The sequence below is a fragment of the Runella zeae DSM 19591 genome (assembly GCF_000423565.1).
GTDB lineage: Bacteria > Bacteroidota > Bacteroidia > Cytophagales > Spirosomataceae > Runella > Runella zeae.
In genome coordinates this window covers 177,338-200,839 of sequence record NZ_KE384037.1, presented here as the reverse complement: position 1 = coordinate 200,839, position 23,502 = coordinate 177,338, and the positions used below count along the sequence as shown (strand labels likewise).

19 protein-coding genes are annotated in these 23,502 nt (G+C 42.9%); 14 read left to right on the top strand and 5 right to left on the bottom strand.

Annotated elements, in window-relative coordinates; translation table 11 throughout:
- Position 1 precedes the first annotated feature (1 nt).
- The 6 genes from G563_RS0121735 to G563_RS37185 all read left to right on the top strand — a co-directional run bounded on the left by G563_RS0121735 (position 2) and on the right by G563_RS37185 (position 8,412).
- The gene (locus tag G563_RS0121735; RefSeq protein ID WP_028667161.1) at positions 2 to 1,171 is read left to right on the top strand and encodes a Gfo/Idh/MocA family protein; all 1,170 of its coding nucleotides are present in this window, start codon (positions 2 to 4) and stop codon (positions 1,169 to 1,171) included.
- A gap of 252 nt (positions 1,172 to 1,423) precedes the next feature.
- Positions 1,424 to 2,320, top strand: coding sequence for a DUF6807 domain-containing protein (locus G563_RS0121730; RefSeq protein ID WP_028667160.1), 897 nt, complete (start codon positions 1,424 to 1,426; stop codon positions 2,318 to 2,320).
- 395 nt (positions 2,321 to 2,715) lie between these two features.
- Complete coding sequence (gene uxuA, locus G563_RS0121725; protein ID WP_028667159.1) at positions 2,716 to 3,936, top strand: mannonate dehydratase; 1,221 nt, start codon at positions 2,716 to 2,718, stop codon at positions 3,934 to 3,936.
- 67 nt (positions 3,937 to 4,003) lie between these two features.
- Positions 4,004 to 6,103, top strand: a complete 2,100-nt coding sequence (locus G563_RS0121720) for an alpha-glucuronidase family glycosyl hydrolase (RefSeq protein ID WP_028667158.1) — start codon at positions 4,004 to 4,006, stop codon at positions 6,101 to 6,103.
- Between the two features lie 123 nt (positions 6,104 to 6,226).
- Entirely contained in the window at positions 6,227 to 6,985 is a 759-nt protein-coding gene (locus G563_RS0121715) for an SDR family NAD(P)-dependent oxidoreductase (RefSeq protein ID WP_028667157.1), read from the top strand.
- Positions 6,986 to 7,134: 149 nt separating this feature from the next.
- Positions 7,135 to 8,412 (top strand): TlpA family protein disulfide reductase, encoded by a 1,278-nt coding sequence (locus G563_RS37185; RefSeq protein ID WP_051211123.1) that lies wholly within the window; start codon positions 7,135 to 7,137, stop codon positions 8,410 to 8,412.
- A 20-nt stretch (positions 8,413 to 8,432) separates the two neighbouring features.
- On the opposite strand, the gene G563_RS0121705 is transcribed toward G563_RS37185, so the two are convergent.
- Genes G563_RS0121705 through ruvX form a run of 3 tightly spaced genes read right to left on the bottom strand, consistent with a single transcriptional unit; the run spans position 8,433 to position 10,252 of the window.
- On the bottom strand, positions 8,433 to 9,164 hold the full coding sequence (locus G563_RS0121705) for a 3'-5' exonuclease (protein ID WP_028667156.1): 732 nt from the start codon (positions 9,162 to 9,164) through the stop codon (positions 8,433 to 8,435).
- Positions 9,165 to 9,219: 55 nt separating this feature from the next.
- Positions 9,220 to 9,792, bottom strand: a complete 573-nt coding sequence (gene def, locus G563_RS0121700) for a peptide deformylase (RefSeq protein ID WP_028667155.1) — start codon at positions 9,790 to 9,792, stop codon at positions 9,220 to 9,222.
- Positions 9,793 to 9,838: 46 nt separating this feature from the next.
- Entirely contained in the window at positions 9,839 to 10,252 is a 414-nt protein-coding gene (ruvX, locus tag G563_RS0121695) for a Holliday junction resolvase RuvX (protein WP_028667154.1), read from the bottom strand.
- A 454-nt stretch (positions 10,253 to 10,706) separates the two neighbouring features.
- Here ruvX and G563_RS0121690 point away from each other — a divergent pair, with 454 nt between their 5' ends.
- Together G563_RS0121690 and G563_RS0121685 are read left to right on the top strand one after the other, a co-directional pair.
- The gene (locus G563_RS0121690; RefSeq protein ID WP_028667153.1) at positions 10,707 to 12,221 is read left to right on the top strand and encodes a trypsin-like peptidase domain-containing protein; all 1,515 of its coding nucleotides are present in this window, start codon (positions 10,707 to 10,709) and stop codon (positions 12,219 to 12,221) included.
- Between the two features lie 104 nt (positions 12,222 to 12,325).
- Entirely contained in the window at positions 12,326 to 13,513 is a 1,188-nt protein-coding gene (locus G563_RS0121685) for a cation:proton antiporter (RefSeq protein ID WP_028667152.1), read from the top strand.
- 63 nt (positions 13,514 to 13,576) lie between these two features.
- On the opposite strand, the gene G563_RS0121680 is transcribed toward G563_RS0121685, so the two are convergent.
- The gene (locus G563_RS0121680) at positions 13,577 to 15,694 is read right to left on the bottom strand and encodes a bi-domain-containing oxidoreductase (RefSeq protein WP_028667151.1); all 2,118 of its coding nucleotides are present in this window, start codon (positions 15,692 to 15,694) and stop codon (positions 13,577 to 13,579) included.
- 54 nt (positions 15,695 to 15,748) lie between these two features.
- Complete coding sequence (locus G563_RS0121675) at positions 15,749 to 15,973, bottom strand: DUF2905 domain-containing protein (protein ID WP_028667150.1); 225 nt, start codon at positions 15,971 to 15,973, stop codon at positions 15,749 to 15,751.
- A gap of 83 nt (positions 15,974 to 16,056) precedes the next feature.
- On the opposite strand from G563_RS0121675, the gene G563_RS0121670 reads away from it, so the two are divergent.
- The 6 genes from G563_RS0121670 (at position 16,057) to panB (ending at position 23,391) form a co-directional block, all read left to right on the top strand.
- The gene (locus tag G563_RS0121670; RefSeq protein ID WP_028667149.1) at positions 16,057 to 17,259 is read left to right on the top strand and encodes an MFS transporter; all 1,203 of its coding nucleotides are present in this window, start codon (positions 16,057 to 16,059) and stop codon (positions 17,257 to 17,259) included.
- A 126-nt stretch (positions 17,260 to 17,385) separates the two neighbouring features.
- A complete protein-coding gene (locus G563_RS0121665; RefSeq protein ID WP_028667148.1) occupies positions 17,386 to 18,153 on the top strand; it encodes an exodeoxyribonuclease III in 768 nt (255 codons plus the stop codon).
- Between the two features lie 152 nt (positions 18,154 to 18,305).
- Complete coding sequence (locus G563_RS0121660; protein ID WP_028667147.1) at positions 18,306 to 20,021, top strand: tetratricopeptide repeat protein; 1,716 nt, start codon at positions 18,306 to 18,308, stop codon at positions 20,019 to 20,021.
- Positions 20,022 to 20,149: 128 nt separating this feature from the next.
- Positions 20,150 to 21,004 carry a lipoprotein insertase outer membrane protein LolB1 gene (gene lolB1 / locus G563_RS0121655; protein ID WP_028667146.1) on the top strand — a complete coding sequence of 285 codons (855 nt, stop codon included), beginning with the start codon at positions 20,150 to 20,152 and terminating at the stop codon, positions 21,002 to 21,004.
- A 38-nt stretch (positions 21,005 to 21,042) separates the two neighbouring features.
- Positions 21,043 to 22,467 (top strand): murein hydrolase activator EnvC family protein, encoded by a 1,425-nt coding sequence (locus G563_RS0121650; protein WP_084650937.1) that lies wholly within the window; start codon positions 21,043 to 21,045, stop codon positions 22,465 to 22,467.
- A 99-nt stretch (positions 22,468 to 22,566) separates the two neighbouring features.
- Positions 22,567 to 23,391 (top strand): 3-methyl-2-oxobutanoate hydroxymethyltransferase, encoded by an 825-nt coding sequence (gene panB / locus G563_RS0121645; RefSeq protein ID WP_028667144.1) that lies wholly within the window; start codon positions 22,567 to 22,569, stop codon positions 23,389 to 23,391.
- Positions 23,392 to 23,502 lie beyond the last annotated feature (111 nt).

The following is a 23,502-nucleotide window of genomic DNA, read 5'->3' as shown; positions in this document are numbered from 1 at the left end:
AATGAAAAAATCTCATAACCAACGTCGTACATTTTTGAAGGAGTCAATGGCATCGGCAGCAGGAATAATGACTTTGCCTATGTTTTCGTCAGACGCCCTTGGACATATCAAAACCGAAAAGGTAGCCGCGTCACCTTCTATTCAATACGATTCGCCCCGTATCAAGTTTGCAGTGATTGGCATGAACCACGGACATATCTATGGGCAAGTAGAAGCCGTGGTTCGTGGCGGCGGGCAGTTGGTGTCATATTATGCCAAAGAACCTGATTTGGTGGCTGCCTTCGCCAAACGTTATCCTCAAGCTAAACTTGCATCAGGTGAAAAAGAGATTTTAGACGACAAATCTATTCAGTTGGTTTTGAGTTCAGCCATTGCCAACGAACGCGCCCCTTTAGGCATTAGAGTAATGAAAAGCGGGAAGGATTTCATGGCCGATAAGCCCGGCATTACTACCCTAGAGCAACTTGCCGAGGTACGCCGCGTTCAGAAACAAACGGGTCGTATTTATTCCATTATGTATAGCGAACGCTTCGAAAACCGCGCTACCGTCAAAGCAGGAGAACTCGTAAAAGAAGGAGCTATCGGAAAAGTGATTCAGACGATTGGTTTGGGACCCCACCGCATGAATCCTAAAACGCGTCCTGAGTGGTTTTTTAATAAAGAACAATTTGGAGGTATTATTTGTGACATTGGTTCTCACCAGTTTGACCAATACCTCTTTTTTACCAACTCCACACAGGCCAATATTGTGGCATCTCAAGTGGGCAATACGCATTATCCACAATATCCACAATTTGAAGATTTTGGAGATGTGATGCTTCGTGGCAACGGCGGCATGGGTTATATCAGAGTCGATTGGTTCACGCCCGACGGCCTCAAAACATGGGGAGATGGTCGCTTGACGATTTTAGGTACGGATGGTTTCATTGAGATTCGAAAAAACATCGACATCGGCGGCCGCCCTGGCGGAAATCACCTTTTCCTGACCGACCATAAAGAGACACGTTATATCGACTGCTCACAGCAAGAATTGCCTTATGGCCGCCAACTTGTGGATGATATTCTTAATCGTACGGAGACTGCCATGCCCCAAGCGCATTGCTTGTTGGCTACCGAATTGGCTATCAAAGCCCAAAAACAAGCGCAAAAAATCACATTAAATAAATCATAAAACTCGTAGGGGCAGGCCTTGCGTCTGCCCACTATAAGGTCGATGCAGACGCAAGAGTAGATGCAAATGCGAGCAAGGGCAGACGTCAGGACAGACGCAAATGCGAGCAAAGGTAGATGCAAGGATAGACGCAAATGCAAGCAAGGGCAGACGCGAGCAAGGGCAGACGCAAATGCAAGCAAGGGCAGACGCAAGGCCTGCCCCTACATCCCCCCCAAAAAAAATATTTACGCCATTTATTTTCACTAATACATGTATTACTTAAAACGTATTCTCTTGGTAGCAGCCGTATTTTCGTCTGTGAAAGGTTGGTCTCAAACAAAAATTACAGCCCAAAAGCTTAATTCTAAAATTGACATTACCATCAATAATAACTTTTTCACGAGTTATATCTTTTCGCAGGATGAAAAATACCCTTTTTTCTTCCCTGTCAATGGCCCTTCAAATGCCAGCGTGACGTCGATGCGAAATGGAAATTATCCCCACCACAGTTCGCTTTTTTTTGGGTGTGACCGAGTCAATGATGGTAATTATTGGCAGGAAGGGTTAGAGAAAGGACAAATTATTGCCCTCCGTACTGACATTGTGCAGTCGGGTGGAGAAAAAGTCGTGATAGAAAACGAATGTATTTGGCGGCGTCCTAATGCCAATGCCCCTATTAAAGATTTTCGTACGATAACCATTACCGCACCATCCAAAGATTTGTACCAAATTGATTTTGACGTAACCATGGAAATGCTCATGGACGTCACGATTTTGAAAACCAATCACTCGCTTTTTAGCGGGCGAATGGACCCAGATTTGGCAGTAATCAACGGTGGAACGATGATTAACGCCGAAGGGAATACGGGAGAAAAGGGGACGTTTGGCGTGAAATCACCGTGGATTGATTGCTCAGGAAAAAGAGGGGATAAAATAGAAGGCCTTACCATTATGCAGCATCCTTCTAATCCTTGGTATCCTTCTCCTTGGTTTACAAGAGATTACGGATTTTTTTCACCAACACCCATGTATTGGCCTCAAGATGACAAAGCTACGGTATTGAAAAAAGGTGAAAAGTTGTCGTTGCGCTACCGTGTATTGGTTCATTCTGGTAATCACCAAACGGCTAACGTGGCTAACCTTTTTGAAAAATATAAAAGTGAATAAGTAGACTTTCCAAGTTCATGCCTGATAACGCTCGCCCCAATTTCAAATTGGGGCGGTTAGGGTTTAAAGTCTCCGACTTTTTAGGACTTAATAAAATTAATTAATGTGTCATCCAAAGTCGGAGACTTTGTGCCATACCCGTCACGACAAAATGTCAAGACGAGCACCCCAATTTGCGCTCGCCCCAATTTCAAATTGGGGCGGTGATAGTCTAAAGTCTCCGCCTTTTTAAAGCTTAATAAAATTGATTAATGTGTCATCCAAAGTCGGAGACTTTGTGCCATACCCGTCACGACAAGATGTCGAGACGAGCATCCCAATTTGCGCTCGCCCCAATTTCAAATTGGGACGGTGATGGAAGTCTTTAACTTTTTAAGAATTTAATAAAGTAAAAAATGGCATTTGTTCAAACTATGCGTTGGTTTGGCCCCAACGATCCTGTTTCGTTAATGGATATTCGGCAGGCGGGTTGTACGGGTGTCGTATCGGCGCTGCACCAAATTCCCGTGGGAGAAGTGTGGAGCGTAGAGGAAATTCGGCACCGTATTCAGCTCATTGAGGCAGAAAACCACCTTTATACTCCGCTGACGTGGAAGGTGGTAGAGAGTTTGCCCGTCCATGAAGACATCAAAAAAGGACTTCCCAGTCGAGAAAAATACATCGAAAATTATAAGACATCGCTGCGTAACCTAGCCGCGTGTGGTATCAAAACAGTCTGTTACAACTTCATGCCCGTGCTTGATTGGTCGCGTACGAATCTGAATTATCAAATGCCTGACGGCTCGTTGGCATTGCGTTTTGTGTGGGAAGACTTTGCGGCTTTTGATTTGTGCATTTTAAAACGTCCCAATGCGGAGGCAGACTATTCGGAAGCAATCCAGGAAAAAGCCCGTGCTAAGTTTGCTCAAATGACTCCAGAAGAAATAGCGACGCTCCAAAATACGGTACTTTTGGGCTTGCCAGGCTCCAATGAAGCGTTTGAATTGGCTACTTTTCAGGGGCTGTTGGACAATTATAAACAAATTGGCGATGCCGAATTACGGACTAATTTGTACTATTTTATCCAACAAGTAGCGCCCGTTGCTCAAGAAGTGGGTGTCAATCTCTGCATTCACCCCGACGACCCTCCGATGCCATTGTTAGGGCTGCCGCGTGTCGTAAGCACCGAAAGTGACTTGGCGCAACTCATGAATGCGTGCGATGTTCAAGCCAATGGGATTACGTTTTGTACGGGCTCTTTGGGCGTTCGTGCCGACAACGACCTTGCTGGAATAGTGGAGCGATTTGGTCACCGAATCCATTTTATCCATTTGAGAGCAACCAAACGCGAAGTCTCCGAAGATAATCAGTTGATATTTCACGAAGCCGACCACCTCACGGGTGATGTTGATATGTATGCTGTGGTGAAGGCATTTGTGATGGAAAGCAAAAAACGCCATCAATTGGGACGACCTGATGTAGATATTCCGATGCGCCCCGACCATGGGCATCAAATGCTGGATGATTTGCCAAAAACAGGAAAAGATAAATCATACCCAGGCTACTCGGCAATTGGACGTTTGAGAGGATTGGCGGAATTAAGGGGCTTAGAAATGGCAATTGAGAGAAGCCTCTAGCTTTATGAATAGACTCTTGCTTTATGAATAGACTCTTGCTTTAGCTGGAGATAACCAAATAAAATCAATGATAAAATATTTGTTCTTATTTCTGCTATTAGTTTCAACGGCAGTCTTCGCCGACGATGGTTCGCGGCTTTGGCTCAAGTACGACTTGCTACCTGACGGACAGCAGCGCGAAGCTTATACAAAAATGACGCAATTTGTAGCGGTCAATTCATCGCATCCGACGCTGAAAGTGGCTCTACAAGAGTTGGAAATGGGGCTGAAAGGATTATTGGGAAAAGTACCATTGATAGTTAAAACAGCAACCAAAACAGGCGGGATTCTCCTCAATGTAGCTCCTAATGCTACGTCGACCACAGCCTCCGATGGTTTTGATTTATTCACAGAAAAAGGCAACATCGTTATTTATTCTAAGTCGGAAGTAGGTGTTTTGTACGGCGTATTTGAGTTACTTCGCTATCTTCAAACGGGGAAATCGTTAGTAAATATTTCGGTAAAAAGCAGCCCCAAAATCAAACTGCGGATGCTAAATCACTGGGACAATGCCAACGGAACCGTTGAGCGTGGGTACGCAGGGTCGTCGATGTGGAAATGGAATGAGCTTCCTTTTCGGATTGACCCTCGTTACATTACCTATGCCCGTGCCAATGCCTCGCTGGGTATCAATGCTACGTCGATTAATAACGTCAATGCCAGTTCTCGCTTTTTGACGGATGAGTACCTTGACAAAATCAAAGCCGTTGCCGATGTCCTTCGTCCTTACGGAATCAAGGTATTTATTTCGGTCAATTTCCGTTCGCCGCGTACTTTAGGAGGGTTGAAAACGTCCGACCCTCTCGACCCCGAAGTGCGCAAGTGGTGGAATGAAAAAACCAAAGAGATTCACCGCTACATCCCCGATTTTGGCGGCTATTTGGTCAAAGCTAACTCCGAAGGAGAACCAGGTCCCCAAGATTATGGGCGCACCCATGCCGATGGAGCTAATATGTTGGCCGAAGCCATGCGACCTTACAGTGGTATCGTCATTTGGCGGGCTTTTGTCTACAATGCAGACCCCAAAGGTGACCGTTTCAAAGAAGGTTATGCCCAATTTAAGCCGTTGGATGGCACGTTTGACCCAAAAGTAATTGTACAGGTTAAAAATGGCCCGATTGATTTTATGCCGCGTGAGCCATTTCACCCGATGTTTGGGGCATTTCCCAAGACGACCTTGGGCATGGAATTTCAGATTACGCAAGAGTATTTGGGGCAATCAACGCACTTGACCTACCTCGCTCCGATGTTCAAAGAATGCCTCGATTCCGACACCTACGCCAAAGGGAAAGGAACGACCGTGGCTAAAATTGTGGATGGTAGTGCCGAAAACCATAGCCTTTCGCTCATGGCGGGGGTGGCCAATACAGGTTCGGACGCCAATTGGTGTGGACACCCCTTCAACCAAAGCAATTGGTACGCGTTTGGCCGTTTGGCGTGGGACTACACGCTTTCGTCGAAACAAATCGCGGAGGAATGGACTCGAATGACGCTGACTCGAAAACCACAGTCAATACAAAAAATTACGGACATGATGCTGAAGTCGCATCCTATCTATGTGAGCTATACTTATCCTTTGGGGACGTCGCACATGATGGGGGAAGGGCACCACTACGGGCCTGAACCGTGGCTTACCAAAGCCGCTCGTCCTGACTGGACTTCGATTTATTATCATCGTGCCGATTCAATTGGTTTGGGCTTTGACCGTACGGGGAAAGTGAGTAATGCGCTTCAATTGTATAGTCCTGAAGTACAACAACTTTGGGGGAGTCCTGACAAGTGTCCGTTGGATTATTTACTGTGGTTTCATCACGTACCTTGGACTCAGAAATTAAGCACGGGCCGCAGCCTTTGGGACGAGCTTTGTCACCGTTATTACGACGGAGTAGGGCAAGTAGGCAAATTGCAAACAGCTTGGGAAAGCGTAAAGTCAGATATTGATACCGAGACGTTTGAAAACGTGAAAGGCCGCCTGAAAATCCAAGAAAAAGAAGCGTTGTGGTGGCGAGATGCGTGTGTGCTGTATTTTGGTGAGTTTAGCAAACTCCCGATTCCTAAGCCGCTCGTGCCCCCAACCCGTACCCTAGATGAGGTGAAGAAACTAACAGAGATTTATCATTTAAGATAAAGTCAAAGACTTTAAACCATGCCCGTCTCGACTGGATTTCGAGACGAGAGTTCAACAACGCTGCCCTCGACAAGATGTCGGGGCGAGTTTTCTAAAAAAAGCATTCTAAAATTAAAAAAATAAATGAACCCAATTTTTTCGTTAGAGGGCAAAATCGCCCTGATTACTGGTGGTGGTAGTGGTATTGGTAATGCCATTGCAAAATGTATGATTGCGGCGGGCGGAACGGTCGTGATTACGGGCCGCCGCGAAGCTCCTCTTCAAGAAGCCGTGGCAGAATTGGGCGAAAAAGCGCATTACGTGGTAAATGACGTCACTGATTTGTCACAATTGGAAGCACTAGTAGAGCAGATAGAGTCAAACATAGGGCCGATTGATATTTTGGTGAACAACGCAGGTATCAACATGAAAAAACCTGCTTTAGAGGTGTCTGATGAAGACTTTCACCGAATCATTCACACCAATCTAAGTGCCGTATTTTCGCTGACACGGGCTTGTGCCAAACGCATGGTAGCGCGCCAAAGTGGCTCTATATTAATGATTTCGTCGATGGCGGCCTATTACGGTATCGACCGTGTCGTGGCCTATGGAGCTTCTAAGTCGGGCGTAGAAGGGATGGTACAGGTACTTACCTCTGAATTTTCGAAGTTCAACGTTCGCGTCAATGCCATTGCCCCTGGCTTTATCGAAACGGCCATGATGAAAACGGCCATGAGCAGCGACCCCGACCGGATGAACAAGGCACTCGACCGTACCCCAATGGGCTATTTTGGTAAGCCCGAAGATATTGGTTGGGCAGCGGTGTACTTGTCGTCGGATGCGGCTAAGTACGTGACGGGCGTTTCGCTGCCTGTAGATGGCGGTAATTCGATTGGTTTTTAATAAACCTTTCCACATCCACTTTAAGCCTTTCTAAGTTTTCAAAACTTAGAAAGGCTTTTTTTTGCAAAAAATCTTGCAGAAACTTATGGTATGATTAATGTACTACAAATGGATTGGTGATTTTAAATCTTCAAAACGCATTTTTCAAAATGAAACTTTTGTGGTCGTTTTCGTGGTATTTTTTATTGATAGGAGGACTTTTTGCCCAAAATTTACCCAAAGATAGCATTGATATATTCAAAGAAGGTGCCCCTAGTAGTTTGGTTCAACAATACCAAGATCTGTGGCAAAGCTCGTCACACCAAGAATTTTGGCAGGAGTTTCAACAAAAGTTTGCGTCAGATTTTGATCCACAAAAACAATACCAACTAACTTTTAGCCAAAACATCGATACCCGCGAAATAGAATTATTCAAAGTGCGTAATCAACAAATGGCATTTTTGAAAAGCCATTCCAACTTTTCAAAATTTTCGGATGCCTTTAAGCATTACGTCGAAAATACCATTCGGTGGCAATATTGGTACCAACTTCTCAACTATGCGGTATCTCGAAGCAATGCTGATCCCAAAAATTTGAAGATGGCCTCTCTTCCCAATGTGATGGTAGAAGCTCTCGACCCCAAGAAAATAGCCAATGAGGAAGCTTTTTTAAGTACTTCTTACCGTGATTTTCTAATGGTTTTTGTCACTTATTTCAATTCTCGGCAACGCGGTTTTGAGAAATATACCAACCTAGGAGCAGCAATGAATGACAAAGCGGCATTTGCAAAAAAGTACTTATCAGGCCCGCTATTGCCTTATTATCTCTGTCGATTGTTGAGAGAAAATTGTACCAACACTCCAAAAGATGCGGTTATCAATACGCTTGATGAATTAAAGCGTATTCCTCAAACTGAACGCTACCTACAGCTTGCTACCGAAAAATGTCAGGAGACCCTCAATCGAAAAGAAGAGATAGCAGCTACCCCCACCACCCCTACCAAAGAAAGCACTCTTGCGCCCAAAAAAGGTGAAGATATTGTATTCCAAACCATCGACGGAAAACCTTTTTACTTATCAGATTTTAAAGGAAAAGTGGTATATGTAGATTTTTGGGCAAGTTGGTGTGGGCCTTGCCGTAAAGAGTTTCCGTACTCAAAAGCCCTGCACGAAAAGCTCACCGAAAAACAACAAAAAAAGGTAGTCTTTCTGTACATTTCAATCGACCAAAGTCCAGCAGCTTGGAAGCAGGCTCTTCAGACGCTTCAACTGCCTGGTGAGCATGGACATGTGAGCGTCAATCTCAATACCCAGCTCCTTCGCAAATATGCCATCGACAGTATACCAAGATACATGATTATCGACAAAAAAGGCAATGTAGTCTTACCCGATGCACCCCGCCCAAGTTTTCCTGATACACTTAGCGAAATCTTGAAATTGATTGACTAAAATTCAATCACAATTGTGCCCTATTCAGCTCGCACGATTAGCTCTGGTTTGATGGTTTCATATTGGTTGAGACAAAGCCAAAGCTGCGCTAAGACGACCACGTCTTCTTTGCAATATCGACGAATGCGAGCGAGGTCTTTTTCGGCATAGTAAACTCTTGTTACGTCTTCTCCACTGATGTCTGACTTACTGCTTGGAATACCAAATAACGCCGCCAACAAATCCAACTGAGCAAAACTCTTATAATCCCCAAAACGCCACATATCTAGCGTATCTTGGTGGAGAATTTCCCAAGGTTTTTTGCCCGAAATCTGCAATGATTCAGGTAGTTTGATTTTATTGATGAGCATCCGACGACACAAATATGGAAAATCAAATTCTTTGCCATTGTGTGCACAAAGGGCTAGTTGATTTTGTGGGTATTTTTCCAGTAACTCTTTGAATTCCAGTAGGATAGTTCTTTCGTCATCTCCTGCGATAGTCTTTACTTTAAATCGAGGATTGTCGTCACTACTAGTCCAGTATAAGGCCCCCACGCCAATGCAAATGATTTTGCCGAACTCGGAATAAATAGCCGCTCTACGATAAAACAAATCGAAAGCCGACACGTGGTCATCGTTGCGAATATTGATGGCTTTGCGTTCCCATTGCTCTTGCATTCGTTCATCAAACAAATCCAACGAGGCTTTACCCGATACGGTTTCGATATCGATAAACAAAATATTTTTAGCTTTTTGGCGAAGGTCTTGCATGGCGATAAGCTATTAAAAAGACGAAGCCTCGTAAGCTCCGTCTCTATTGTGAAAATTATTTGGGAAACCTCATTTTATAATCCACTTTTACATTGCCTTTGGAAATATCGGCCAAGCGTTTTTTAAGCATCTGACGCTTCAACATGGGCAAGTAATCTGTAAAAAGTTTGCCTTCTAAATGGTCATATTCGTGCTGAATAATCCGCGCCGCCATATTATCGTATTCTTCAATGTGTTCATTCCAATCCAAATCGCGGTACTTAATCTTTACTTTTTCGGGACGATACACATCCGCTCTGATACCCGGAATACTCAAACACCCCTCTTCAAACGCCCACTCTTCACCCTCTTCTTGTAAGATTTGAGGATTGATAAATACCTTTTTAAATCCGTCCAAGCTAGGGTCTTTGTCTTCCTCTTCTTCATCTTCGTTGAGAGGGGTACCATCCACAATAAACAATCGAATACTCTGTCCGATTTGGGGGGCTGCTAGCCCGATACCCGATGAATCATACATGGTTTGGTACATATTTTCGACCAATTCGGGCAAATTGAATTCATCTTTCTCAATAGGGCGTGCCACTTTTCTCAACACGGGGTCCCCATATGCTACTATAGGAAAAATCATTGTTGTCTATGCAATATTAATCTGATAAAATATTTCTGGGTTTTTCTCAACGACGACTTTCTAAAAAAGACTGTAGTATAATCGTTGCACTTATTTTGTCAATATTTGACTTATCACGTCGGTCACTTTTTTTGGAACCCGCCGCAATCATAGTATCCAATGCCATTCGGCTCGTAAAACGCTCATCATGCTCATAGATAGGAGTATCCGGAAATACCCTCTTAAGTTGTTTGATAAAACCTTTGACGAGCGGAGTATTGTTGGTATCGGTGCTATCAAGATTTCGGGGCATTCCTATCACAAACGCCTCCAAAGATTCTTGAATAGCATAACGCTTCAAAAACTCCATTAAGTCATGCGAGCGCACTGTATCTAGCGCCGTTGCGATAATCTGTAAGGGATCCGTAACCGCCAATCCAGTTCGCTTAGATCCGTAATCTATGGCCAAAATTCTACCCACTTGCTACTTTTTTTTAAAAAACATTTCCTCATTATGTAGAAAAAAGTCAACAAACTGGTATTCAAGCGTTTCTTTTGATTTAGAAAAAGATTTTGATATTCTAAAACAGAGATACACCCTTGCTAGTATCTTAGACTTTGATTTCAGAGAGAAAACCAACTTTGCTGCAAATATAGCAGAAAAATCGGCAGGATTCAGGAGAAGATACTTACAAAAAATCCTTTATTCTATGACATTTTGACAGTTTACGTCGCTTAGCATTATTATTTTACGGGTAGAATAGACGCCTAAAAATTGCCCAAACATTTGCTTGTTAAATATTGTTAAAAATAAGAAATTTGGGCACTCTTTTTTTAGTGAATGGCGTTATGTCGATGCCTTTCGGCCAATGGTTTGTTAGAAAACCCTTTCACAAATCTTTGTTTTAAAAACCAAAACCAAATCATATAAAGTCATGAACCAAAATTGGAAATCGTTGGCATTGGTTGGACTCATTTCGAGCGCAGTAACCGTCGGAAGCGTTAAGTTACTTGGCGGTCTTAACGACACCAAAGATGTCATCTTCACAGAGGCTAGCACGCCTTCTCTTACCCGCTTTACAAATGGCAGCGCTCCAAGCGGCGCCGCTGCTGACTTTACTTATGCTGCCGAAGTTTCTACGCCTGCGGTAGTACACATCAAAGCCTCTGCAATGCGCCAAGCCCAACAAAGAGGCATGGATATTTTTGACTTCTTCGGAGAAGAGTTTGGAATGCGTCGTGGTGGCCCTCAAAAACAAGAATCTTCAGGCTCAGGCGTAATCGTAAGTCCTGACGGATACATTGTCACCAACAATCACGTGGTAGAAGGTGCCGAAGAACTTGAAGTAGTAATGTCGAACAAACGTACTTACAAAGCCAAAGTAATTGGTACAGACCCTTCTACTGATATTGCGGTTATTCAGATTCCAGCCAAAGACCTTCCTGCTTTGGCATTCGGAAACTCTGACGCAATCAAAGTAGGTGAGTGGGTAGTAGCGGTAGGAAACCCCTTCAACCTTGAATCGACTGTTACGGCGGGTATTGTAAGTGCCAAAGGCCGTGGTATTGGTATCTTAGCCGAAAAATTCCGCAGCAATGGCAATCAACTCAAAGGTGATACTCCTTTGGAGTCTTTTATTCAAACCGACGCTGTCGTAAACCCTGGTAACTCTGGTGGTGCCTTGGTCAATCTAAAAGGAGAACTTGTAGGTATCAATACCGCTATCGCAAGTCCCACAGGTAGCTATGCTGGATATGCTTTTGCAGTACCTTCTAGCTTAGTCAAAAAAGTTTCGACTGATATCATCAAATTTGGTGGCGTACAACGGGGCTACATTGGTATTATTCCAGAAGAATTGGATAGCAAAAAAGCAGACCAATACGACGTAAAAGTATCAACCGGTATTTATGTTCAAGGATTTGGCGAAGGCAATAGCGCCGCCAAAGACGCTGGCCTTAAAGTAGGAGATGTGATTACAAAAGTAGACGGTATTGAGGTTGACTCTGACCCTAAATTCCGTGAGTTAGTAGCTCGCAAACGCCCTGGCGAAAGTGTAGTATTGACCGTAAACCGTTCTGGTTCTATAAAAGATTATACTGTCACCCTTCGCAATCGTGAAGGTGGCCGCGAAATCATCAAAACAGATGAGGCAGATGTGGCCCTCAACTCTCTAGGTGCACAGTTTAGCGACCTTAATCAGCGCGAACTTCAACGCCTCCAACGTGCCAATATTGAAGGAGGAGTGAAAGTAACTGCCATGCAAGCTGGAAAATTAGCGCGGGTAGGGGTAGAAGAAGGCTTCGTGATTACGAAAGTAAATAGTAAAGCGGTGCGCTCTGTAAAAGAGATTAAAGAAGCACTTTCTTCTAAAAAAGGCACACGCGTCCAAATGGAAGGCTTGTACCTAGATTATCCAGAAGATGTGTATTCGTTTGGATTTAATCTTTAAAACTTAAGTTTTTATCTTTTACAAAAGGGTGGGTCCTCAAGACTCACCCTTTTGTTTTACAAAATGCTTTAGTACTATTGTATAAATATTCAACCCCCTAGTGAATGACAACAGCTATCATCATCACGATTTGTATATTGATTCTTATCGCTTACGTTTTTGATATTACTTCTTCAAAAACCAAAGTTCCTTCAGTGATTTTATTGCTATTGCTTGGGTGGCTAGTCAAACAAATTTCGACTACGGTCGGTATCAGAATACCTAACCTCAATCCTATCTTACCTATTTTAGGAACAATTGGATTGATTCTTATCGTATTAGAAGGCTCTCTTGAACTTGAGTTAAATCCTTCGAAGTTTTCGTTGGTGAAAAAATCTTTCATGGTGGCTCTGCTTCCAATCGTTTTGTTGGCCATCATCATTGCGGCTATATTTTACTTTGGATATGGCATTGATTTCAAAACAGGCCTTACCAATATCATTCCGCTCTGTGTCATAAGTAGTGCTATTGCCATTCCAAGCGTCAAAAATTTATCAGGCTCTCAAAAAGAATTTATCATTTACGAAAGTAGTTTGTCGGATATCATTGGGGTAGTTTTTTTTAATTTTGTTGCCCTCAACAACACCTTTGGCATCAAAACTATTTGGGATTTTTTGGGAGAACTACTGGGTATTATTATTATCTCTTTTATTGCCACAGGCGGGCTTTCTTATTTGCTCAACAAAATCAATACGCACATCAAGTTTGCTCCAATCATCGTATTGGTGATTTTGATTTATAATATTTCCAAAATATACCATCTCCCTGCTCTTATTTTCATTCTTATTTTTGGGTTGTTTTTAGGGAATCTAGACGAAATGAAGCAACTGCCCGTCATCGAATGGCTAAAACCTGAATTGCTCAATCGGGAAGTAAAGAAGTTTAAAGAAATAACAATTGAAGCTACGTTTATTATAAGAGTGCTTTTTTTTCTTCTCTTTGGCTACTTGATGGAAACTTCCGAAATCCTCAATCCCCAGACTTTTGTGTGGGCAGTTGGGATTGTGGCAGGTATCTATCTGATTAGGTTGTTGATACTGAAATTTTACAAAACCGAACTTTCACCACTTGTGTTTATTGCTCCTCGCGGTCTTATTACTATCTTACTTTTTTTGAGTATTCCCACTCCTCAAATCATTCCTCTCGTCAACAAATCTCTTATCATACAGGTAGTTATCCTGTCAGCTTTGGTAATGATGGTCGGTCTGATGTTGGATAAAAAAGAAATTAGTTTGATCGAAAAAACAGAATAAGTATCTATCGTTATTCAAGAATAAACGCTACGATTAATCTTCAAAAACGCGGCACAAATTTTTTTATACAGCTACCCAAGCTCCTTCTTTTAAACTCCTAAGGGCAGCAAAAGTGGCGTGGGTTGTATTCACAATCTCATCAAAAGGAATAAGTGGCTCCCCTCCTGACTGAATCCGACTGAGCAGTTGTTGAAATTGGGCTTTATGTCCCTTATCCTGAGTCGTTTTAAGTTTAGAAAATCCTTTAAAACCATATCCTTCTAAAGTCCTGAAATTATCGAGAATCAGTGTCCGCTCTTGAGAATATACTTCTACTCTTTCTTTAGAATAGGATTTATGACCGTTTGAGAAATAATTAATCACGCCCGTTGAACCATTCTCATATCGCAACAAAATACTGGCGCTGTCTGAAGTTTCGGTAGGCTGTAGCCCCATGGCATTCATACATACGGCGGTGATGCGGCTACCTGTCAGGTAAGTAATCAAGTCAATAAAATGACACGCCTCCCCCAAAATCCTTCCTCCTCCTACCGCTCTATCGTGTACCCATGAAGTAGGAGGAATAAAACCGGCGTTCATGGTAGCGATTACGTTCATGGGGGCTTCACCAAGCAGGCTTTTCATTTTTTGAACATGTGGCGAAAAACGACGATTAAACCCGACCGTTATACTTGGAGCAGGAGCGGAGATTTCTGCATATGTCCGAATCAATTCTTCAAATTCATCTTCAAAGATAGCCAACGGTTTTTCTACAAAAACGTGTTTTCCTGTTAGAAGGGATTCTATTACTAAACGCGCATGTTGATGATGACGCGTCGTAATCATTACCAAATCCACCTCTTCATCTTTTAAGATTTGGTGGTAGTCTGTAGTACTAAAATTGATACCGTGTTTTTGGGCAAGGGCTGTCCCCGAAAGTCCATTGGCGCTTGCAATGAATTTGATAGAAGCACTGTTTTTGAGAGCAGGCAATAGTGTCATTTTGGTAAAATTTCCTGCCCCAATAATCCCCACAATTCCTTTCTTACCTGCAAAAGACTGAGAGTGATAACGTATAGTAGACGTCTGCGCCGACTCTTTGGGATAAGAAAGCAAGGAGGCAATCGCCCCACTTTTGCCCATATCCCCGTATATTTTTTGATACTCTTCTAGAGGAACTATCTCTGTGATTAAGGGGTTGACATCTAGCAATCCACTTTCAATAAGCTGTAAAATGGTCTGAAAATTGCGGTTTTCGGTCCACCTGACAAAAGGCAAAGGATAATCTACTCCCTTTTGCTCATAGTCATCATCGTAGCGTCCTGGGCCATACGAACATGATACCTGAAAAGACAATTCTTTTTCGTAAAACTCGGCACGGCTTAAATTGAGCCCTATCACCCCTACCAAAATAATTTTACCACGCTTCCGCGACATTTGGGCGGCTTGGGAGATTATTTCATCGCTCTTGGCAGAAGCAGTGATGATTACGCCATCAGCACCCACACCTTTGGTCAACGACTGTACCCACTTAACGGGGTCGGTACCTGCCGAAGGATTGGCAACCATAATACCCTTCTGACGCGCTATGTTGAGCTTGTTTTCATCAAAATCAAATCCTATCACCCTACAACCATTCAGGCGCAATAGCTCAGCAGTAAGCAATCCAATCAATCCTAACCCAATCACCACTACCGTTTCGCCCAGCGTAGGATTGAGCAATCTAACTCCTTGTAGGCCAATCGCTCCTATCACCGTAAAAGCGGCTTCCTCGTCGGCTACATTATCGGGGATTTTTACAGCTAAATTACGCGGTACACATACCACTTCGGCGTGCGAACCATTCGAGGCTACTCTATCTCCCACTTTGAGGTCGGAGATTCCTTCCCCTATGGCGATGACCTGCCCTACATTACAATACCCCAATGGTAAGGGCTGACCTAGCTTATTAAAAACCGCTTCGAGGGTGGGGATTAGGCCATCCGATTTGATTTTATCAAGCACCATTTTTACCCTATCTGGCTGCTGGCGAGCTTTTTCCAAAAGATTTGCTTTTCCAAACTCAACGAGCATTCGCTCCGTCCCAAGCGAGACTAAGCTACGCGTGGTTTTGATGAGGATGGTGCCACGTTTTACTTGGGGAGCTGGCACTTCTTCTAGTATCGTTTGCCCGTTTTTAAGATTTTGGATAAGTTGCTTCATGGGGTATTTTGCATCAAAGGCCGCAAAGTTAACAAATGCCTTTTTGACAATAGCTTAAAAAAATCGTCTTACCAACCAAATAATCAAATTGAGGAGTAAACTCAACACGATACAAGTAACCACTGGAAAGTAAAACCCAAAACCATCACGCTTAATACGTATATCGCCCGGAAGACGCCCTAGCCAATGAAGCTTGTCCGAAAAAAAGTAAATCATAACTCCCACTATCAATAGCAGGAGGCCGATTCCCATGAGATATTTGCCAAGTGAAGGATTCATGACGCCAAATTTACGAAGCATTTGAATTTTTGAGCAAAAACCTTCATTTTCGCCGTTTCAAAACCATAAACCCTAAAACAATTATGAAGTCTTCCGTTCGGATACAATTAATGCTCATGATGTTCCTACAGTTTTTTACGTGGGGGTCGTGGTACGGTCAAATGAGCGTTTATCTTGGTAAACAACTCAACGCCACAGGCGACCAAATCGGGAATGCTTACTTGGCTTTTTCGATTGCCATGATTATTTCTCCTTTTATTGGGGCGGTAGCCGACCGCTATTTTGCAGCTCAAAAAGTGCTTGGCGTACTCAACTTGGTAGGAGCGGGTTTATTGTTTTTGATTTCTCAAATCAACGACGCCGGAACTTTCTTCTGGGTAATTTTAGGCTATTGTCTTTGTTTTGCCCCTTGCATTGCGCTTACGACTTCGATTTCGATGCGCCATATTGCTTCGCCCGAAAAAGACTTTCCTACTATTCGTGTCATGGGCACTGTCGCTTGGATTGCCGTTACTAACCTTATCGGATTCTTGAACGTAGGCGATAAAGTTACGATTTTTCAAATCTCTATCTTTACCTCGGTATTGTTAGGAGTATTGGCGTTTACTTTGCCCAATACCCCTCCTCGCGCTACTGGCCCTGTGAATATCGGTCAAATCATCGGAGCCGATGCCTTTAGTTTGTTCAAAAATCGCTCTTTTGCCATTTTCTTTATTTCGTCGGTAGCGATTTGTATCCCCTTGTCGTTTTACTATGCCTTTGCCAATCCTTCGTTGCGGGCATCGGGAATGGAATTTGTAGAAAACAAAATGTCGCTAGGGCAAGTGTCGGAAGTGGGTTTTATGCTTTTGATTCCTTTCGCGTTTAGTAGATTGGGCGTAAAATGGATGCTGGGTGTGGGGCTTATCGCTTGGATTATCCGCTTTTTGTGTTTTGGCTACGGAGATGCTGCTACGAGCGAATGGATTCTTTACGTCGCTATTTTATTGCATGGAGTTTGCTTTGATTTCTTTTTTGTGACAGGTCAAATTTATACCGACACCAAAGCGGGAGAGCGTATCAAGTCGCAGGCACAAGGGCTTATTACGCTTGCTACTTATGGTCTTGGAATGGGGATTGGTTCGTGGCTTGGTGGAACAGTATTAGCCGCTAATACCGACGCCGCCAATGTTACCAACTGGCTGAGTGTCTGGACTGTACCTGCGGGTATTGCCGCCATTGTTTTAGTATTATTTTTGATTTTCTTCAACGATAAGTCAACCGACAAGGTAGAGGTTAGTCATTGATTTTTGTATAAGAGTAAGACTTTTCGAGCGTCAAAAACTCCGAAAATTTTATCTAATCACTGATTTTTAACAAATATTAAACGTCGGCTAGGGCATTTCCTTGCCGACGTTATTTTTCTGGCCTTTATGCAAATTTTATCCTACAACATCAACGGTATTCGCGCTGCAATGCGCAATGGCCTCATCGAATGGTTGGCTGACAAATCTTTTGATATACTCTGCTTTCAAGAAGTAAAAGCTACTCCTGACCAAGTCAATCTACTTGAATTTGAAGCTTTGGGCTATCAACTTGTCGGCTGGAATGCCGCCCAAAAAAAGGGTTACAGCGGTGTCGCAATTTTTTCTAAAATTCCGACTAGCCGCTGTGTCATTGGCTGTGGCATCGAGCAGTATGATTATGAAGGGCGGGTGATTAGGGCTGATATTGGCGAGCTCACGATTGTCAACGCTTATTTTCCTTCTGGCACAAGCGGCGACGAGCGTCAAGGAATCAAAATGCAGTTTTTGGGTGATTTTCAGGAATGGATTTTACAGCTAAAACAGACCCAAAAACACCTCATAGTAGTGGGTGATTATAACATCGCTCACCAAGAAATTGACATTCATGACCCCGTTCGAAACAAAAACACCACTGGTTTTTTGCCCGAAGAACGAGCTTGGATGACTCAGTGGTTTGGTAGGGGTTTTACGGACGCTTTTCGGTATCTCAACCCTGAACTCGTAGAGTATAGTTGGTGGAGCTACCGAGCCAATGCCCGACCCAACAATAAAGGGTGGCGCATTGATTACTTATCCGTCACTGACAATCTACGCCCGCATTTAGTAGCCTGTCGCCAGCTAACCGACGCAGTTCATTCGGACCATTGCCCCGTATGGCTAAAGCTTGATATTTAACCAAATTGTCGATTCTGGCTCACACTCTTTGGGTTAATTTTGGTAAAACCACTAAATTCTTCCAATTTTGCTTCAATAATCTCGTTTTTTATGATAGATTGAACCTGATTTCGTTACTTATCATACCCATCAACGAGATTTTCTTAAAAGCGATGAAACACAAACCCTATATCTGGGTCATACTTTTTTTGAGTCAATTGGTTTTTGCTCAAAAAAATAAGCCTATTGGTGAGACTGAAGCTCAAAAAGCCCAACGGTTTGAACTTGAATTTTTATTGACCGAAGGCTTGAAGTATTCTGCCATGGAAGAATACCAAAGGGCTGATAGCGTCTTTCGTTTGGCTTTAAAAATTAATCCTAATGTGGCAGCCATTAATTATGAACTGGCTCGTACCCTCCTCAAAAGGGAGAAGTTGGACGAAGCGGCTATTTTCAACCAAAAGGCTTTTCAGCTTACTCCCGAAAATAAGTTTTATGGCCTACAACTAGCCGAAATTTATACCCAACAACGCAGATACAAAAAGGCCGCTGATCTTTACCGTGAAATCATCCGCCAAAGCTCCGACAATGCCGAATATGGCCTAGAACTGGCAGCGGTTTATATTTTAGATGAAAAATACGAAGAAGCACTCAAAGCCTACGATGAAGTTGAGAAATCCCTAGGAATAGACGAAGACTTGACGCATCAAAAGCAACGCATCTACATCAAACTTGATAAGCCCAACAAAGCCATCGAAGAGGCAAAAAAACTTATCAATGCTGAACCCAGCGAAGCCCAGTATGTGGTAGAATTGGCGCAGCTTTTGATGATTGCCAAACGCCCGCAAGAGGCCAAAGAACAGCTCGAAAAAGCCCTCACAATCAATCCTGACCAAGCAGATGCCCGCATGATGCTAGCGGAGATTTATCGCCAAAGTGGTGACAACAAATCGGCCGAACAGCAGATGGGGCAGATGTTTAATAACCCCAATGCTGATATCGATACCAAAATGCAAGCATTGGTCAACTTGCTACGCGAAGCCAAAGATGAAGCCACTCGTCAAGAAGTGCTGGCGCGCGCATCAGAAATCGTAAAGGCTCATCCCAAAGACATGCGAGCCTACGTAGTCTATGCCGACTTGCTGGTAAAAGCCAACCGAAAAGCCGAAGCTCGCGATGCCTATATGAATGCCGTACGGATCAATAGCTCTATGTATGAAGTCTGGGGCGCGGTGCTTCAGCTCGACGGCGAACTCAACCAAATCGATAGCATATTGGCTCACTCTGATTTGGCTATCGAAAACTTCCCCAATCAAGGATTGTTTTGGTATTCAAATGGCTCGGCACATTTGGTCAAACGAAACTATCAAAAAGCCGTAGATGCTTTGGAAGAAGCTCAAAAACTAACTTCGGACAACAAAGAGCTTCAAAATGCGATTTTTGCTCAATTGGGAGATGCTTACCACGGGATAGGTGAGCACGAAAAATCAGATGCTTCGTACGAAGCAGCCCTCAAAATAGAGCCTAACAACGACCATGTTCTGAACAACTACAGCTATTTCCTGTCATTGAGAAAAGATAAACTTGAAAGAGCCAAAGAAATGGCCGCAAGTGTAGTAGCCCGACATCCCGACAATGCCACCTATCTTGATACGTATGCTTGGGTGCTTTATGTGATGAAAGACTATAAAAATGCACGTCTCAACTTAGAAAAAGCCATTGCTTCTGGTAAAAGTGTAAGTGGCGCTATCATAGAACATTACGGAGATGTACTCTACCAATTGGGAGAGAGAGAAAAAGCAGTAGAGCAGTGGAAAAAAGCAAAAAGTATGGGGGAAAATACCCCACAAATTGACAAAAAAATAGCGACCGGACAGTTGGTAGAATAACCCTTTGTACCCACTGCCTTCATTCAATACCCTAAAATGCCCAAAAGTTAAGCCGCCTTTATACAACAAATAGTTCCTTAGGGTCATTTGTGTATGTTTCAAAACTTTGTTGGCATTATAAAAACAATATGACTACCTTAAAACTAAAGTATATTTCTCTCGTAATATTGGGTTGTTTGTCGGCCTGTCACCGTCCACGTCAAAAAAGTGAGACTCCTACCCGCACAGACAGCCTTGCGCTTGCTCCCAAAGATTCGGTAGTGATGGCAGTTCCGGTAGACTCAATAGCTACTCTTCCCAAAACTGAGTCAGAAGATATTAAAGTCAAGGTAGAAAATGTCGACTTCCAATACTTGGCCGCCAAGTCAAAAATATCTTTTAAAAGCAAAGACCAAGATATCGACAATGCCAATGTCAATATCCGTATGCGAAAAGATAGCGTCTTATGGCTGTCTATCGTAGCGGGCCCTATTGAAGTAGTAAGAGGACTTATCACCCGCGATTCGATTCAACTTGTGGATCGCTATCACAAAGAATACTATCAATACGATTTTGGGACTCTTAGTCAAAAATTTAATTTTCAACTAAGTTTTGACCTTATCCAATCTATCTTGGTCGGCAATATGCCCATTCCCAAAAAACCCGGTGAGAAGTTTAAGAAAGAAAATGATTATTTTATGCTGCGCCAAGAAGAGGGAAAAATCTCACTGGAAAATTACATTGGAGAGCAAAATCGCCGCCTCAAAAAACTCTTGGTGACAGAGCAGCCCACCAAAAATTCGTTAAAACTTGACTACGATGATTTTACCCAACTCAACAACTATCTCTTTCCTTATACGAGCCTGATTGAGCTGGATTATAAATCAAATAAAGACAATCAACTTTACCAAACGGTATTTAGAATCAAACACCAAAAAGTAGAACTGAGCGAAAAGCCCCTTTCGTTTCCATTTAGTATTCCTTCTAAATACCAAAAAAAATAGCCAAAAAGGTGTATTCTTGCAGTTTGAAAAAACTACTTATGAGTAAACATTTGATTTTTTGTCGGTCAAAAGACTCCTATTTGCAGCAAAGTAGCCCATTTGGTGTCGATAATAAATTGACTTGGAAGTTAGCACTTTGGATTGGATGCTTTTTTTTCATTCCTTCTATATCGGTTTTTGCCCAAAAAAGTCGCCAACAGCTTGAGAAAGAAAAAAAAGAAAACATCGAGAAACTACAGCAACTACAGAATATTCTCAAACAAACTAGCGAACAAAAACGCGCTACTTTGGGGCAGCTCAAAGCGATCAAACAACAAATTTCGGCTCAAAACCGCAAAATTGAACTCATCAATGACGATATAGAATTGATGGATTCGGAACTTAAGGAATTACAGAAAGCCAAAGTAGAATTGGACAATGACTTAAGCAAACTACGCGAAGAGTACGCTAAAATGATTTATAATGCTTCGAAGCGAAACAATAGCCTCAACGAACTTAGCTTTCTTTTCTCAGCCCCTAATTTTAACCAATTCCTGATTAGATATAAATACCTCAAACAATATACTGACGAGCGTAAAAAGCAAGTACAACAAATGAAAAAAGTGCAATCGATGATGATTGCCAAAACGACCAGTATCTCCAATAAAAAGAAAGAACAACAAAGCGCCCTTCAAAGTAAAATAGCAGAGAACAAAAACCTCGAAAAACTACGTGGCGATCAAGATAAAGTAGTAAAAGAGCTTAGTGGGCGTGAAAGCGAGATTAAGGCCGAAGTGGCGGAAGTACGCAAAGCCAACAAACAAATTGAGAATAATTTGACCAGAATTATTCAAAAAGAAATAGAAGAACGCCGCGAACGAGCCCGTGCCGCAGCGCGCGAAAAAGCCGCCCGCGAAAAAGCCGAACGCGAAGCTGCCGCAGCCCGTGCACGTGAAGCCGAAAAAGCTAAAAACAAAGGCGAAGCTTCCGAAGAAGTCGCCAAAGTAGAACCGCCCAAACCTGAGCCTAAAAAAGTCGAAATCAATGAAGAAGGAATGAACGAAGAAGAAGTAACCTTGGCTTCGTCATTTGCGGCCAACCGTGGCCGTTTGCCTTGGCCCGTACCGGGTTTTATTTCTGACGGTTTTGGAACCAAAGAAGTTTTGAAAAATGTATATCAAGAAAACCAAGGAATTGATATTCAGACCAATGCGAATACATCAGTCAAAACCGTATATGATGGCGTCGTAATGGAAGTAACTAACTTTGGGGTAATGCGCAACGTGGTGTTTGTTCAACACGGGGACTTTTACACAGTATACGCAAAACTAAAAAATGTAAATGTTCGTCCGGGGCAAAAACTGAAAGCGCGTGAAACCATCGGAGTAGTAGCCACCGACGCAGACGGGGTATCGGAAGTAAATTTCCAAATTTGGAAAAATACCAGCAAGCTCAACCCCGAAGTATGGCTTCGTCCACGCTAGTATTTCATTTTGGCTTTTAATTTATCCCCACAAACCTGATAATCAACCTGATTAACAGTCAATCTATTAATTGTGCGCGAGCACTTAACGATTCATTTGATGTCAACTCAACTCTCTTCCGTTGAAGCAAAGCGTGTTACGACCCATATTATTCAGGAAATGAAAAATAGGGGCGAAAAAATTTCGGCTCTTACTGCTTATGATTACTCCATGGCTCGCATTGTAGATGCAGCAGGTATTGATATTATTTTGGTAGGAGACTCAGCTTCCAACGTTATTGCAGGCCACGAAACCACCCTTCCTATCACTTTAGACCAAATGATATACCATGCGCAAGCAGTGGTAAAAGCAGTCAAACGTGCTTTTGTGGTGGTAGATTTGCCGTTTGGTTCTTATCAAGGCAACTCACGTGCAGCCCTTGATTCGGCTATCCGAATCATGAAAGAATCAGGGGCTCATGCTGTCAAATTGGAGGGAGGATTAGAAATCAAAGATTCGATTACGAGAATTCTTAGCGCAGGCGTACCCGTCATGGGGCACCTAGGGCTTACTCCTCAATCCATTTATAAGTTTGGGACGTATTCCGTAAGGGCTAAAGAATCGTCGGAAGCAGACAAGCTACTCGAAGACGCCAAAATGCTCGACGAAATCGGATGCTTTGGGATGGTACTAGAAAAAATCCCTTCTCACCTTACTCAAAAAGTTTCGACAAGTGTGAGTATTCCTACGATTGGGATAGGAGCAGGACCCTATGCTGACGGCCAAATACTCGTCTTACACGACATGCTTGGACTTACGAAAGAGTTCAAGCCGCGCTTTCTGAGGCGTTATGCAGATTTGCATACCATAATGACCGACGCCGTCTCTAATTATGTTAAAGACGTGAAAAGCAATGATTTTCCCAACGAAAAAGAATCCTATTGAACTATCATTAATTCTTGGCCGTTGAAGAAAAACATAGAATCTTTGTATTCTATATCAGCGAAGGTTTGCCAACTAGGATCATTTATCAAAGCCAAGTTGATTTCTTTTACA

Excerpts from the sequence above, each read along its gene's own strand:
- G563_RS0121735 (WP_028667161.1), top strand. The coding sequence starts at position 2 with ATGAAAAAATCTCATAACCAACGTCGTACATTTTTGAAGGAGTCAATG.
- G563_RS0121730 (WP_028667160.1), top strand. The coding sequence starts at position 1,424 with ATGTATTACTTAAAACGTATTCTCTTGGTAGCAGCCGTATTTTCGTCT.
- uxuA (WP_028667159.1), top strand. The coding sequence starts at position 2,716 with ATGGCATTTGTTCAAACTATGCGTTGGTTTGGCCCCAACGATCCTGTT.
- G563_RS0121720 (WP_028667158.1), top strand. The coding sequence starts at position 4,004 with ATGATAAAATATTTGTTCTTATTTCTGCTATTAGTTTCAACGGCAGTC.
- G563_RS0121715 (WP_028667157.1), top strand. The coding sequence starts at position 6,227 with ATGAACCCAATTTTTTCGTTAGAGGGCAAAATCGCCCTGATTACTGGT.
- G563_RS37185 (WP_051211123.1), top strand. The coding sequence starts at position 7,135 with ATGAAACTTTTGTGGTCGTTTTCGTGGTATTTTTTATTGATAGGAGGA.
- G563_RS0121705 (WP_028667156.1), bottom strand. The coding sequence starts at position 9,164 with ATGCAAGACCTTCGCCAAAAAGCTAAAAATATTTTGTTTATCGATATC.
- def (WP_028667155.1), bottom strand. The coding sequence starts at position 9,792 with ATGATTTTTCCTATAGTAGCATATGGGGACCCCGTGTTGAGAAAAGTG.
- G563_RS0121690 (WP_028667153.1), top strand. The coding sequence starts at position 10,707 with ATGAACCAAAATTGGAAATCGTTGGCATTGGTTGGACTCATTTCGAGC.
- G563_RS0121685 (WP_028667152.1), top strand. The coding sequence starts at position 12,326 with ATGACAACAGCTATCATCATCACGATTTGTATATTGATTCTTATCGCT.
- G563_RS0121680 (WP_028667151.1), bottom strand. The coding sequence starts at position 15,694 with ATGAAGCAACTTATCCAAAATCTTAAAAACGGGCAAACGATACTAGAA.
- G563_RS0121675 (WP_028667150.1), bottom strand. The coding sequence starts at position 15,973 with ATGAATCCTTCACTTGGCAAATATCTCATGGGAATCGGCCTCCTGCTA.
- G563_RS0121670 (WP_028667149.1), top strand. The coding sequence starts at position 16,057 with ATGAAGTCTTCCGTTCGGATACAATTAATGCTCATGATGTTCCTACAG.
- G563_RS0121665 (WP_028667148.1), top strand. The coding sequence starts at position 17,386 with ATGCAAATTTTATCCTACAACATCAACGGTATTCGCGCTGCAATGCGC.
- G563_RS0121660 (WP_028667147.1), top strand. The coding sequence starts at position 18,306 with ATGAAACACAAACCCTATATCTGGGTCATACTTTTTTTGAGTCAATTG.
- lolB1 (WP_028667146.1), top strand. The coding sequence starts at position 20,150 with ATGACTACCTTAAAACTAAAGTATATTTCTCTCGTAATATTGGGTTGT.
- G563_RS0121650 (WP_084650937.1), top strand. The coding sequence starts at position 21,043 with ATGAGTAAACATTTGATTTTTTGTCGGTCAAAAGACTCCTATTTGCAG.
- panB (WP_028667144.1), top strand. The coding sequence starts at position 22,567 with ATGTCAACTCAACTCTCTTCCGTTGAAGCAAAGCGTGTTACGACCCAT.